13 protein-coding genes, 1 tRNA gene and 1 other RNA gene are annotated in these 12,996 nt (G+C 42.9%); 8 read left to right on the top strand and 7 right to left on the bottom strand.

What is annotated here, in order from left to right; translation table 11 throughout:
- Positions 1-63 precede the first annotated feature (63 nt).
- Genes ispE through PTT44_RS00680 form a run of 3 tightly spaced genes read right to left on the bottom strand, consistent with a single transcriptional unit; the run spans position 64 to position 3,201 of the window.
- Complete coding sequence (ispE, locus tag PTT44_RS00690; RefSeq protein WP_168158303.1) at positions 64-894, bottom strand: 4-(cytidine 5'-diphospho)-2-C-methyl-D-erythritol kinase; 831 nt, start codon at positions 892-894, stop codon at positions 64-66.
- Positions 895-904: 10 nt separating this feature from the next.
- Positions 905-1,486: a lipoprotein insertase outer membrane protein LolB gene (gene lolB / locus PTT44_RS00685; RefSeq protein ID WP_168158171.1), complete on the bottom strand. Its 582-nt coding sequence runs from the start codon at positions 1,484-1,486 to the stop codon at positions 905-907.
- A 5-nt stretch (positions 1,487-1,491) separates the two neighbouring features.
- Positions 1,492-3,201, bottom strand: coding sequence for a tetratricopeptide repeat protein (locus PTT44_RS00680; protein WP_168158170.1), 1,710 nt, complete (start codon positions 3,199-3,201; stop codon positions 1,492-1,494).
- A 78-nt stretch (positions 3,202-3,279) separates the two neighbouring features.
- Here PTT44_RS00680 and hemA point away from each other — a divergent pair, with 78 nt between their 5' ends.
- Positions 3,280-4,563 carry a glutamyl-tRNA reductase gene (gene hemA, locus PTT44_RS00675; RefSeq protein WP_168158169.1) on the top strand — a complete coding sequence of 428 codons (1,284 nt, stop codon included), beginning with the start codon at positions 3,280-3,282 and terminating at the stop codon, positions 4,561-4,563.
- 26 nt (positions 4,564-4,589) lie between these two features.
- Here the strand turns inward: hemA and PTT44_RS00670 are convergent, their stop codons facing one another.
- Both PTT44_RS00670 and PTT44_RS00665 read right to left on the bottom strand, forming a co-directional pair.
- Positions 4,590-6,485, bottom strand: a complete 1,896-nt coding sequence (locus PTT44_RS00670; protein ID WP_168158168.1) for a DNA primase — start codon at positions 6,483-6,485, stop codon at positions 4,590-4,592.
- A 191-nt stretch (positions 6,486-6,676) separates the two neighbouring features.
- Positions 6,677-7,660: an outer membrane protein assembly factor BamD gene (locus PTT44_RS00665; protein WP_168158167.1), complete on the bottom strand. Its 984-nt coding sequence runs from the start codon at positions 7,658-7,660 to the stop codon at positions 6,677-6,679.
- 71 nt (positions 7,661-7,731) lie between these two features.
- Between PTT44_RS00665 and rluD the strand changes: the two genes are divergently transcribed.
- From rluD to PTT44_RS00650, 3 genes are all read left to right on the top strand, one after another.
- Positions 7,732-8,784 (top strand): 23S rRNA pseudouridine(1911/1915/1917) synthase RluD, encoded by a 1,053-nt coding sequence (rluD, locus tag PTT44_RS00660; protein WP_168158166.1) that lies wholly within the window; start codon positions 7,732-7,734, stop codon positions 8,782-8,784.
- A gap of 30 nt (positions 8,785-8,814) precedes the next feature.
- Positions 8,815-9,555: a peptidoglycan editing factor PgeF gene (gene pgeF / locus PTT44_RS00655; RefSeq protein WP_168158165.1), complete on the top strand. Its 741-nt coding sequence runs from the start codon at positions 8,815-8,817 to the stop codon at positions 9,553-9,555.
- A gap of 107 nt (positions 9,556-9,662) precedes the next feature.
- Entirely contained in the window at positions 9,663-10,229 is a 567-nt protein-coding gene (locus PTT44_RS00650) for a flavodoxin family protein (protein WP_005400401.1), read from the top strand.
- Between the two features lie 41 nt (positions 10,230-10,270).
- Here PTT44_RS00650 and smpB read toward each other — a convergent pair whose 3' ends face one another.
- Positions 10,271-10,747: an SsrA-binding protein SmpB gene (gene smpB, locus PTT44_RS00645; protein ID WP_004695532.1), complete on the bottom strand. Its 477-nt coding sequence runs from the start codon at positions 10,745-10,747 to the stop codon at positions 10,271-10,273.
- A 141-nt stretch (positions 10,748-10,888) separates the two neighbouring features.
- On the opposite strand from smpB, the gene coaD reads away from it, so the two are divergent.
- From coaD to PTT44_RS00625, 4 genes are all read left to right on the top strand, one after another.
- A complete protein-coding gene (gene coaD, locus PTT44_RS00640) occupies positions 10,889-11,380 on the top strand; it encodes a pantetheine-phosphate adenylyltransferase (RefSeq protein WP_004695534.1) in 492 nt (163 codons plus the stop codon).
- A gap of 1 nt (position 11,381) precedes the next feature.
- The gene (locus PTT44_RS00635) at positions 11,382-11,645 is read left to right on the top strand and encodes a YfhL family 4Fe-4S dicluster ferredoxin (protein ID WP_004695536.1); all 264 of its coding nucleotides are present in this window, start codon (positions 11,382-11,384) and stop codon (positions 11,643-11,645) included.
- Between the two features lie 26 nt (positions 11,646-11,671).
- An RNA gene (gene rnpB, locus PTT44_RS00630) (RNase P RNA component class A) lies at positions 11,672-12,049 on the top strand.
- 73 nt (positions 12,050-12,122) lie between these two features.
- Positions 12,123-12,199: transfer RNA gene (locus tag PTT44_RS00625), tRNA-Met, on the top strand.
- A gap of 160 nt (positions 12,200-12,359) precedes the next feature.
- Here PTT44_RS00625 and PTT44_RS00620 read toward each other — a convergent pair.
- Entirely contained in the window at positions 12,360-12,776 is a 417-nt protein-coding gene (locus PTT44_RS00620; RefSeq protein ID WP_168158164.1) for a hypothetical protein, read from the bottom strand.
- Positions 12,777-12,996: the final 220 nt, after the last annotated feature.

Genomic DNA, 12,996 nt, shown 5'->3' with positions numbered 1-12,996 from the left:
TGGATTCGAACCAACGGATGCCGATATCAAAAACCGGTGCCTTACCACTTGGCGATACCCCTATCAGGTAACGTGGAAATGTCTTATTGGTGATTCATTCAAGCTGTTGACCAAGTAAGCTTTACATGGTGCATTTGCAAGAACATCATCAATGTTCATATCACTCGTTACTTCAGTAAAAACACAAGCACCTGTACCTGTAAGTTTTGCAATACCGAACTGGTCGAGATATTGCATTGCTTTATCTACTTCTGGATATAAACTTCTTGCCAAAGGCTCAAAATTATTTCCAAAATCAGATGGCTTTAACTGATAGGCGCAAAATTTAGAGCTCTTCGTGTTTCTTGTCAATGTTTTTTGTGAAAAAAGCAATTGAGTGCTGATAAAACAATCAGGTTTTAACACAATGTATTGTTTTTGATCTAAGTCTATGAATGTTAAGTGCTCACCTATGCCTTCAGCCCATGCATTGCGACCATGGACAAAGATGGGAACGTCTGCGCCTAACTGAACACCCAAGTCTGCTAGTTGCTCAGTATTTAGCCCGCACTGCCACAGTTGATTGACCACGATTAGTGTCGTCGCGGCATCCGATGAACCACCACCTAAGCCTGCACCCATCGGAATATTTTTTTCAAGACGAATGGATAAACCGGTAGCTGTTTGTGCATACGGCTTAAGTATCTGTGTCGCTTTATAAATCAAATTTTGACTCAAATCGACACTGTTTAAGCCTTCAATATGAATCTCTTGATCTGTACGGAGTTCAAACTCTAACCAATCACACAGATCGATCAACTGGAAAATACTTTGCAGTTCATGGTAGCCGTTTTCACGACGACCCGTAATGTGTAAAAACAAATTCAGTTTTGATGGGGCAGGGACACGGATCATAACGAGATAACTAGCGGTTTTGAATGACCATTGTAATACGGTTTTCTGCACCATTTTCAAGTGCTTGTTTTAAAATCAACCGATTTGGCATATGGGCTTGTTCGTTATAGCTCAGCTCAACACTCCAACCATCTTCAGTGATCTGTACTGCTCGTTTGGCACTGTCACGTTGGATTTGTGCTTGAACTGTTGCGGGTTTAGCCTGAACCCAATTGACTAAATGGGTAATGGGTGCCTGCCAGCCTGTTGCTGTTTTTAAAAGTTCTTCAGGGGTTTCAGCTTGGATGAGGCCAGTTTTAGCACTATTCAGACTAACTTCACCTGGACGACCAGTAATTTGCGTCTTACCAACGCCTAAAATTCCACTGAGCTCAATATCAAACTCTTGTTGCTGTTGTACCCATGTGAAAAAAGCACTGCCTGTCTGTTCAGGCGTACGCACCCCAATTTTACCCTGTAAGCTAAATTGTTGATCAGATTCGGTTTGTATAGTGTTTGGATCAAGCTGTGGTTTAGTAAATTGTTGACAGCCTGTTAGTGCTAAGCTACTTGCAGCAAGTAAGCTTAAGCTCAGATTTGAGAAAATACGCATAAAAACTATGAGCTCTTTTTCAGTTGTTGGGGTAACAATAAAGTATTGAGTTGATCCAATTGAGGATCATTTGGGTGTTTTTGTTTGAGTTGTTGTAACACAGTGGAGAATTTTTGCAGATCACCGAGCATATAAACTGAACGCGCATAACGCACGCCAATATTGACACTACCACTGATGAGGTAGGCTTTTTCTAAGACTTTGGCTGACGTGCTAAAGTCATTTTGTAAGTAACAAATAAAGCCCAAGGTGTCTAAGATGGAGGCTTGTTCAGGGGCATATTCTAAAGCATGTTCAACAAATCTACGTGCATCATCTAAGCGTCTGTTTTGCAAGGCTAAAGTATATGCATAAGCATTGAGATAGGTTGGGCTATTGGGCTCGATACTTAACAGTTGATTCAGCAACTTCTCTAGTTTGTCTTTATCCGTATGTGGATCCAACATTAGCACTTCAGAATAGATCAGTTCAGGATCATCCGGTAAGTTTTTAATCGCCTCATCTAACAGTCGCATGGCTGCAGCTTTGTTATTCATGCGCTTTAAGATATCGGCTTGCGCCTGATACAAAAAGCTTGCATGTTGTGGATAGTTCACCCGTTCTTGGGTTAAAAAGCGCAAAGCATCATTGGGTTTGTTTTGCTGGGTATAGATACTGATGAGGCTACGACGCGATACGGTATACAAGCTACCATCGACCAGACGATAGTAGGCCTTGGCTGTTTCAAAATGCTGTTTTCGTTCAGCATTTACCGCAAGATAGTAATAGGCTTCATTTTGATATTCAGCCGAATTACGTAGTTCAACCAAATATTTTTCCGCTTTTTCGTACTTCTTTAAGTCAATACTGGTTAATCCCGCAATAAACAAGGCTTCTTCTTGTTCAGGCCATTTTTTAATCAGGCTCTCAAGCTTGGTTAAGGCTTCATTTGACGCATTAATTTTAATCAGATATTTGGCTTCGGCTAAACGGATATCGACATTGTCGCGGTGTTTACGACTTGATTTTGCATACCAATTACGGGTTTCTTCCTCTTGGCCGAGTGCGCTGAGTAAGTTGGCCTTCATCAGAATGTAGCCTGTGACTTTTCCGCGCTTTTTTAGGGCTTTATTGATGGTGGTTAGGGCTTGCTCAAGCTGTCCATTTTGCGCCTCTAAGCCTGCAATCAACGCCAAAATAGAGGGGTTGTTCCGCTCCTTACTCGAACGTAGCGCTTGAATGAGAATTTCTTGATCTTCAGGTTCATCAGGGGCAATCCCCGCAAGGATTTGCTCTAAATCGGCATTGGCATCAATATTGAGAATTTTATCGAGTGTTTCAGCCGCAAGCTCATATTCATGTGCTTTGAGTGCAATGTGCGACAAATAAAATAAGGCTGGAACATCGGTAGGCTCTTGCACCACCCAATGCGTTGCAATGTCGAGTGCGGCATGCAAGTCATTTTGTTCAAGGGCAATATTTAAAGCGCGCTGTTTAATGGTGGTGGAATTACTTTTAATCGCCAGCACAGTATAGTTGTGCAGGGCAGTCGCGCTGTCTTGGTAAGTGAGTGCAAATTCGGCAATCATACTTTGTTGAATTGCATCATAATTAGATAGCGAAAAATCTCCAGCTGCTCTAAGATGAGCACTAGATGCCATGCTACCGACGAGTAAGAATGTGGTAGAATATTGCTTAATTCTCGCGCCGCTCAGTCGGCAATGTGTTTGACGCAATTTTTCTTGATCCAAGTAATGCTTTTTATGACACCGTTATTGCACAATAGCATAAATTTAGCGAAATGATGATCTGATATGTCTTTCTTTGCATTGGGTGTCAACCATCAAACCGCCTCCGTAGAATTGCGTGAGCAAATTGCATTTAACCCTGAAAAGTTAACGCAACTGCTTGAGCAACAAGGCCAAAACCAAGACTTAAATGAAATGGTGGTGGTCTCTACGTGTAATAGAACAGAAGTGTATGCCATGTCTGAAAACTCAGATATGGTATTGAACTGGCTCGCCCAAGCAAATGGCATAGATGTTAAACAATTGTTGAATCATGTATACCGTTATGAAAATGCGCAGGCTGTCACTCACTTGATGCGTGTTGCAAGCGGTTTAGATTCACTCATGCTTGGTGAACCGCAAATTTTGGGGCAGGTTAAATCTGCACTATCTCTAGCGAAGACTGCTCATACTGTTTCTCCTCATTTAAACCGAATTTTTGAATATGCCTTCTATGCGGCGAAACGCGTCCGCTCTGAAACGGCTGTAGGTAGTCATGCCGTATCGATGGGCTACGCGGTGGCTCAGCTTGCATTACAAGTGTTTAGTAAGCCTGAAAAGTTGACGGTCATGGTGGTGGCGGCGGGCGAAATGAATAGCTTGGTGGCGAAGCATTTGGCTGAAATGGGAGTCGCAAAAATCCTCATTTGTAACCGTACTCGTGAACGGGCTGAAACTTTGGCTCAAGAAATAGCCCATCGTGTAGATGTTGAAATTATTGAGTTTGATCAGTTGGCCAATAACTTAGCGCGTGCAGATGTCATTTCCAGTTGTACCGGTAGTTTACATCAAGTGATTCATTATCCAGATGTCAAAGCTGCTTTAAAAAAGCGTCGTTATCAACAAATGTTGATGGTGGATTTGGCTGTTCCGCGTGATATAGACCCGAAAGTGGAAAGTTTGGATGGCGTCTATTTATATGGCGTGGATGACTTGCAGTCGGTGATTGATGAAAACCTTGCTCAGCGTCGTCAGGCGGCGGTTGAAGCTGAGGTGATGGTCAACCAACTAGCAACCGAGTTGGTGACCCAGCAGAAGGTTAATCTCGCAGGTGAAACCATCCATGCTTACCGTCAGCAAGGTGAACAGCTAAGACAAGAAGAATTAGATCTAGCGCTGGCACGAATTGCGAAAGGGGAAAAGGCGGAACAGGTAATGCAAGAGTTTGCACATCGTTTGACGCAGAAGTTGCTGCATCCAACCTCGATTATGCTGCGTGAAGCAGCCAAATCTGAAGATCCGAGTCATTTTGAACAAATGCAAACGTGTTTAAATGAGACTTTTGCTAAACGTCGTAAAACTAAAAAGTAAATCCAAATCCAAAAAATGTAATAGGTTTAAGTAATCAGTCTTAAGCCTATTTTTTTGGTCAATTCATTCAGTTTTTGACGTAGATTACGCGATTCAAGCAGGCTTAAAGGCGCTTTTAGTTTTTGGCGCAAATATTTTTCTTCAAGCGAGAGAGCATATTCACTGGCCAGTTTGTCGGCCATTTCAGGTGTTTTGGTCAGAACTTCAATATTGGTGCGCTGCATAATATCGACAATTGCGTTGGCATAACGGCTACACGCACCCAGCACATAATAGGTCGCCAGTTCTTGGTCGTCGGGCAAATCATCAAAGATGCCATCTAAGACTTGTAGCACATGCGCTAAAAGTTCATCTTCAGGTAAATAGGCGCGTAGAGTTTCAAAGTGAATATACAAAAACGGATGATGGATCAGAACGGCGAGGGCGAAGTCTTCATCTTTGGTGCGAATATTAAAAGACAACGAGGCATCGTTGCTGACTTGAGGTGTCCAGCGACGACCAAAACCGAGTTTTTCTTTGAAGGATTGATTCAGCAAATAACGGAAAGAGCCTGTTTTGGGCAATAAATCCGTCAGTTGACGTAACTCACTCATGACCTGACTTTTACCTTCAGGGCTGCTGATGTCATGGTTCTGCGTCAGATGTGCAAAAACAAAGTCTGACAACAGTGGAGCTTGTTGGAGCAGTTTATTAAAGTTTTCAATACCTTCGCGACGAATCAGTGAATCTGGGTCATGGTCATTCGGTAAAACAAAAAACTTCAGCTCGCGACCATCATTGAGTAAGGGGAGCGCAATTTCTAAAGTACGACGTGCTGCTTTTTGTCCAGCCACGTCACCATCGAAGGCAATGGTAATACGGTTGTTTTGTTTAAACAGAATATTTAAGTGTTCGGTGTTACTGGCAGTTCCTAAGGTCGCTACGGCACCTGCTATGCCATACTGCTGTAGCGCAATCACATCCATATAGCCTTCGACCATCAGCCAGTCTTGAGCTTTTTGTTTACGGCCTTCATATAAACCATAAAGTAATTGGTTTTTATGAAATACCTCAGAGTCTGGTGAGTTGATGTATTTGGGTTTAATTTCGTCATTTAGGGCACGACCACCGAAGCCCACTACGCGACCTTTGGCATCGCGAATCGGAAATATGACACGATCCCGCAACAAGTCAAAGTTACGACCATTGTCACTGGTACGAATTAATCCGAGAAGTTTTAAGCCTTCGATATCTTGCGGGAAGGCTTTTTCTAAGTGTTGCCAGTCCTCAGGTGCATAGCCTAAACGCCAATATGCAATAGTATCTCGACTGAGACCACGCTGTTTAAAGTACTGCTGAGCAGAGCGACTATGCGGTAGTTGTTGCTCATAGTATTGCGCAATATTTTCTAACAGGTCGTATAAGTTACCTTCTTGAACGGGGGCAGTGTTGAAGCCCTCGAAAGTATCAAAATCAGCGTAACCCTCTTGGTAGTCCATGGACTGAAATTCAGCAAAAGGATCATGCTCAATCTGAAACTCAGGTTGTGCTGGAGCTGGTTCAGCTTTCTTGGCTTCTGCGACATCGACTTGTGGTTTTTGGACAGGTTTAGCTTCGCGCTTATACACCAGTTTTTTTGAGTCACGGTTGTCTTTTGGAAGTTCGATGCCTGTTTGACTCGACAAATCCTTCATCACATCAATAAAGCTACGACTGTCGATGTCCATTAAAAAACGAATGGCATTACCATTGGCCTGACAACCAAAACAGTGGAAATACTGTTTGTCACGATACACGTGAAAAGATGGTGATTTTTCTTGATGGAACGGACAACAGCCTGAATAGGTACGACCTGACTTTTTAAGTTTCACACGTTGACCAATCAGGTCGACAATGTCGGTCCGATCTAAAATTTGGTCAATGGTGTGTTGAGGAATAGCCATGTCGAATCGTCAGTCGCTGATGTTTTGAACCGTGAAAAGAAGCAGAGATGGAGGTTTTAAAATGCAAAAAACCATCGAATCTAGATTGTTTTGTATACCTTTTAGGCGTTTTGATCAAGCGGAAATCGCACAAAACAAAAGGGCAAGTATGATAACTTGCCCTTTCTAAAATAGCGAATATTTCAGAGGAATTATTCGGTTTCAGTAGTGATGTTTTGCTGTGTTTCAGGACGATCCAGTAAACCGAAGCTGACACGATTGGTAAAGCTGCGCTCTGTTGTTTGTTTCGGCTGTTCGATTTTTTCTTCAGAACTGTTTTGTTCTTCACGACCAAACACACCTAAAGTCGCACGGTTGACCCAACTTGCTTCTTTACGTGCAGCACGTAAGTTCACTTCACCATTCGATTTCACTAAATTTGGATAATTTAGTTTCAAGACATCGGTATATTGTTGCGCAGTTTGCTTGTCGCCCAATTGGTCATACGAATAAGCAACAGTTGCTAAAGCTTCAGGCACTTGAGGGCTTTGTGGATAATGTTCAATCACCCATTGCGCACGCTCTAGTGCTGCGACCCATGCTTTACGTTTGATATTAAAACGTGCCGCATTCATTTCGCTTTCAGCCAACTCATTGCTGATAAACTTCATGCGCTGTGCGGCATCAACCGCATAAGTGCTTGAAGGGTAACGACGAATAAAGTCTACGAAGTTTTGATACGCCACTTTAAGATAGCTCACATCGCGATGTGCTTGCTTTAAAGAAGTATAACGAATCAAACCATCATAGTTTTGTTCCATATTGGCTACGCCACGGACATAGTAGGCATAGTCCACGTTTGGATGCTGAGGGTTCAAACGAATGAAACGATCAGCCAGTGCAATCGCACCTTCATAATCTTTCTGCTGAAACTTCACATAGAGCAGCTCTAGTTGAGCTTGTTGCGCATATTCACCTGTAGGGTAATAGGTATCTAATGCTTCTAAGTGTTTTGCAGCGTCGGTATATTGACCACTTTGCAGTGCTTTTTCTGCTTTTTGAATATAAACCTGTTCACTCGATTGTGGACCGGTATCTACCACTTCTTTCTTGGGATTGCTGCTACAGCCTACCATTGCAGATGCAATGCCAATCGTTAGAGCAAGCATTGTCATTTTATAATGTGGTAGCGACATAAAAATTCCTCTGTTAATACGGGCAATGAGCTACAATTGCGCTATTAAATCACTTTTATTTGAATGATCAAATGGCTCAAGCACAATCTTCCGATCCAAATTTCCCTGAAACCGATTTCAATTTACTTGAAGATTCTGAGGATGCAGATAACCATACTTCAAGCTCTACTGCAACACGTTTATCGTTGCAATTTCAATTGGATGAAACTTATCTCGGACAACGTATAGACCAAGTTGCAGCAACGATTTGGAGCGACTTTTCGCGTGAAAAACTCAAACAGTGGCTAAAAGAAGGCCATTTGTTGGTAAATGGTAACAGTGTCAAACCCAAATATAAATGTGAAGGATTTGAACTGTTAACCCTTGAAGTTGAGTTAGAAGCCCAAACTCGTAGTCTGCCTGAAGACATTCCGCTGGATATTGTCTATGAAGATGAGGACATTATTGTCGTTAATAAACCTGTTGGGATGGTGGTTCACCCAGGTGCGGGCAATTCATCGGGTACGTTGGTAAATGCATTATTGCATCACTATCCAAAATCGGCAGAACTGACCCGTGCGGGTTTGGTACATCGTATTGATAAAGATACTTCTGGCTTGTTGGTCGTTGCGAAAAATTTAGAAGCGCAATTTTCACTGAGTAAGCAATTGGCAAAAAAAACGGTTTACCGTGTTTATGACCTGATTGTGTATGGCAATGTGATTGCGGGCGGCACGGTGGATGAACCGATTAAACGTCACCCTGTAGACCGTGTCAAAATGGCGGTATTGCCGGGCGGTAAAGATGCTGTAACACACTACAACGTGAAAGAACGTTTCCAACATTTCACCCGTATCCAAGCGCGTCTTGAAACTGGACGTACGCATCAGATTCGTGTGCATTTTAGTTATATTGGTTTTGGTTTAGTTGGCGATCCTGTGTATATGCCGCGTGTGCGCGTGCCCGCAGGTGCATCGGAGCTTTTAGATGAGACTTTACGTGGTTTCAGACGCCAAGCCTTGCATGCAGCAGAGCTCGGTTTGAAACACCCACGTACAGGTGAAGAAATGTTGTTTAAAGCGCCGTGGCCAGCAGACTTGGCGACCTTGGTTGATGTACTCCGTACGGAAAACAAAGCCTACTAAGTTATAGCTGAATCATCATAAGGACCATATATGCAATTTGTTCAAGGACTTCCGGCAGGTGTTTTTGTAGGGCAAACCCGTGTACATCATGATCGTGCTTTAGAAACCACTCAATCAGAACTACAAGGCTTTAATTTGGCTTTGCATGTACAGGATGATGCTGCACGTGTGCAACAGCATCGCATGATCTTGCTCGAAGAGTTTGCAGGCTATGGGGTCGATAAAATCACATGGATGACGCAAACTCACAGCACCATTTGCCGTGTAGTGAATGAGCAAATTGACTTTGATGCTCAAGAAGGGGATGGTTTGGTGACGCAGCGCCCGAAGCATGCCCTGATGATGATGACAGCCGATTGTTTGCCCGTGGTTTTAGGCAATGTAGATGGAACTGAAGTGGCCAATTTGCATGCAGGTTGGCGTGGGTTGGCGCATGGCATTATTGAAAATACCATTGCCAGTATGAATACTCACCCGACATGGGCTTGGTTGGGCGCAGCTATTAGCCAACCTTGTTTTGAAATTGGGGCGGAAGTAAAAGAAGCTTTTTGTTCAAAGTATGCTGAGCTTGAGTCTGCATTTCAAACAGCTGAGCAAGCTGGAAAATATTATGCTGACTTGTATGCGATTGCAAAATTCATTCTAAAACAGCATGGTGTTGAAGTGGTTTCTGGCGGTGATCAGTGTTCATTTAGCCAGTCTGATGAATATTTTTCGTATCGCCGTCATGCCAAAACTGGGCGTATGGCGACCTTTGTGTTTATGCAATAGTTTGGGTTTTTGATCAAGTGCTTGGCTGTTTTAATCCTTGCACTTACTCCCCACTCTGCGAGTGGAAGTGTTAAACTTAACTCAATTCTTTGGTCTTAAAAATTTCCATGTCTGTACCTGATCTTGTTTCTGCTGCACCTGTTCATGTGTGTGTGGTTTATCATAGCGCCTATGGTCATACGGCGAAAGTCGCTCAGTATATTGCACAAGGTGCAGAGCAGGCGGGTGCTGATGTGCATTTAATTTCTGTTGCTGCAGTGCAGTGGGACTTGTTAGATCAGGCCGATATTATTGTGATGGGTTGCCCAACGTATATGGGCAGTCTTACCGCAGCGCTTAAGCAGTTTATGGAAGATTCCTCTAAGCGTTGGTTAGCACGGGCTTGGCAAGGAAAACTGGCTGCAGGCTTTACCAATGGTGGGGGCTTAAGTGGCGATAAACTGGCGGTATTACAACAGATTAATTTATTTGCTATGCAGCATGGTATGCTGTGGGCTGGTTTACCGTTTATGCCGACGGGACGTAGCCAACACGATATTAATCGGATGTCGAGCTTTTTAGGTTTGATGACTCAGTCAGACAACGCCAGTATTGAAATAACCCCACCCGAAGGTGACTTGGAAACTGCTCGAAAGTTTGGAAAATATTTGGTTGAGCTAAAAGCTGACTATTAACAGTTCTAATAATAAAAAACCTCCACATAGGAGGTTTTTTATTATTTATGCATAATACGGGCTTTATCACGTTGCCAGTCACGGTCTTTTTCCGTGGCACGTTTGTCATGTAGCTGTTTGCCTTTCACTAAAGCGATTTCTAATTTCGCACGTGGTCCTTTCCAATAAGCAACAAGCGGAACACACGAATAACCTTTTTGATTCACTGCGCCGAGTAACTTATCCAGTTCACGACGGTTCAACAGTAACTTACGGGTACGGGTCGCTTCAGGAACAATGTGCGTAGATGCACTGAGTAAAGGCTGAATTTGAGCACCGAACAGGAAAGCTTCACCATTTTTAAAGGTGATATAACTCTCAGACAGCGTCATACGACCTGCACGCAATGATTTCACTTCCCAGCCTTGCAGCGACAGGCCAGCTTCAAATTTTTCTTCAATAAAATAGTCGTGACGTGCACGTTTATTCTGTGCAATCGTCCCGCTGGTATTTTTTTTAACTACAGTTGCTTTCGCCATAATCAATTACTTCCAACAATGTACCTATTGTGCCTTAAAGCAAGGTTAAGGTGAAGTTTTTTCAAATTTATGGAGTTTCTTCACCTATAAAACAAGTTTTTGCTAAAATATGGCTCTACAAAATCAACAGAGTAAAAATGGATGTCTAAAACTCGCGTCATTTACCCGGGGACTTTTGATCCAATTACCAATGGTCATATTGATTTGGTCACACGTGCATCACGTATGTTTGATGAAGTGGTAGTAGCCATTGCCATTGGTCATCATAAAAACCCTCTCTTTAGTTTAGAAGAGCGTGTGAGCTTGGCCAAAGCATCATTAAGCCATCTTGATAATGTTGAGTTTGTAGGTTTTGATGGTTTGTTGGTAAATTTCTTCCGTGAACAGAAGGCAACGGCTGTACTGCGAGGATTGCGTGCAGTGTCTGACTTTGAATACGAGTTCCAGTTAGCCAACATGAACCGTCAACTTGATTCACACTTTGAGGCGGTATTTTTAACGCCGTCAGAACAGTATTCATTTATTTCATCGACGTTGATTCGTGAAATAGCACGTTTAAAAGGTGATGTGACCAAGTTTGTACCGCAAGCTGTAGTCGCTGCTTTTGAACGTAAACATCAACAAGGTTGGTAGCGTGTCTTTATATATAACCGATGAATGCATCAATTGTGATGTTTGTGAACCTGTGTGTCCCAATGAAGCCATTTTCATGGGGGAATTGATTTATGAAATCAATCCAGACTTATGCACAGAGTGTATCGGACATTATGATAAACCCCAGTGTCAATTGTTCTGTCCAGTGGATTGTATTCCGCTAGATCCTAATCATGCGGAAACTGAGGATGAGCTCATGGATAAATATAAAAAACTAATTGCTCAAAAAAGCGCAAGCAATTAAGTCTAAGATTTGATACTATGCGCCTCGAAGTGAGCCAGACGATCGCTGCTGTGGAGATCTCCGTGATTGAAGCAGGGGAGGAAAGTCCGGGCTTCATAGGGCAAGGTGCCAGGTAACGCCTGGGCGGCGTGAGCCGACGGAAAGTGCAGCAGAGAGTAGACCGCCTTCATTATGGTTTCGAGCAATCGAAATCGGAGGTAAGGGTGAAAGGGTGCGGTAAGAGCGCACCGCATGGCTGGTAACAGTTCATGGCATGGTAAACCCCACCGGAAGCAAGACCAAATAGGGATCCTTTAGGCATGGCCCATGCTGGATCCGGGTAGGTCGCTTGAGCGTATGAGTGATTGTACGCCTAGAGGAATGATCGTTCTCGACAGAACCCGGCTTATCGGCTCACTTCAACAAATTTTGATCAATTAAGCGCGCAAGGTACTTGACGTACTAGTGAGAAAACCACATAATGCGCGCACAGTTTACGGCTATGTAGCTCAGTTGGTTAGAGCACCGCACTCATAATGCGGGGGTCACAAGTTCAAGTCTCGTCATAGCCACCATTTTTATAGATCATGCTCTCAGCATGATCTTTTTTTTTGTGGGAAAGAAAGGCTGTGAAACTGTCTTTATTTACTTGCCATTTCTGAAATGGCCTTGTGGTTCGGCACCGTTTTTTCGATATTTAAACCAAAGCTGTGACTGGCGGACATATTTTATCTTTTAAAATTTCCCCTCGCAGTTAATGTTTTCAGGCGTTAAATTGATCTGCATCTGTAATTTTTGAATGTGTTGCCAATTGGCTTGATGTTCGGGCAATGCAAAGATTTGATGATCGACTAAATTGAGTTTTTTTAAAGAGATGTGCTGACTTGCACAGTAGCGTCCTTCGGCTCTTTCTAAAGCCAAGTTTTGCTGTGCAGTTGGGCCTAAGCGATCTGCCGTTAGGATCTTTTGTTGTCCTTTGGTGTAGTTGACCAATATTTCTCGATCTTTTAGACTAAATAATAGGTTGGAGTTGATATAGGTCGCTACATCACGCCGTACACCGTTATAGTCGGTGATCATGGGGGAAATCAGCTGACAACTGCTCAATGCTGTAGTACTTAGGATAAAGAAAAAACAGACTCTCTTTTTCATTATCTTTCTCGTAAATATGTCTAACTTAAATATAGCTTGCAGTATAAAAATAAGTTTAAAAAGAGTAGTTTGCTGAAAAATTGATAGTTTAAAGTGTATTTGTTTATTGAATAACCATTTGTGTGTAAAAAGGGTTGACGCTTGCCTTTGAACTTTGCATAATGCGCGCACAGTTTACGGCTATGTAGCTCAGTTGGTTAGAGCACCGCACTCATAATGC

This window comes from Acinetobacter sp. Gutcm_16 (genome assembly GCF_028649355.1).
GTDB classification, from domain to species: Bacteria; Pseudomonadota; Gammaproteobacteria; order Pseudomonadales; family Moraxellaceae; genus Acinetobacter; species Acinetobacter johnsonii.
Note: the sequence above shows the minus strand (reverse complement) of the source record. Positions and strands in the feature narration are given on the sequence as shown.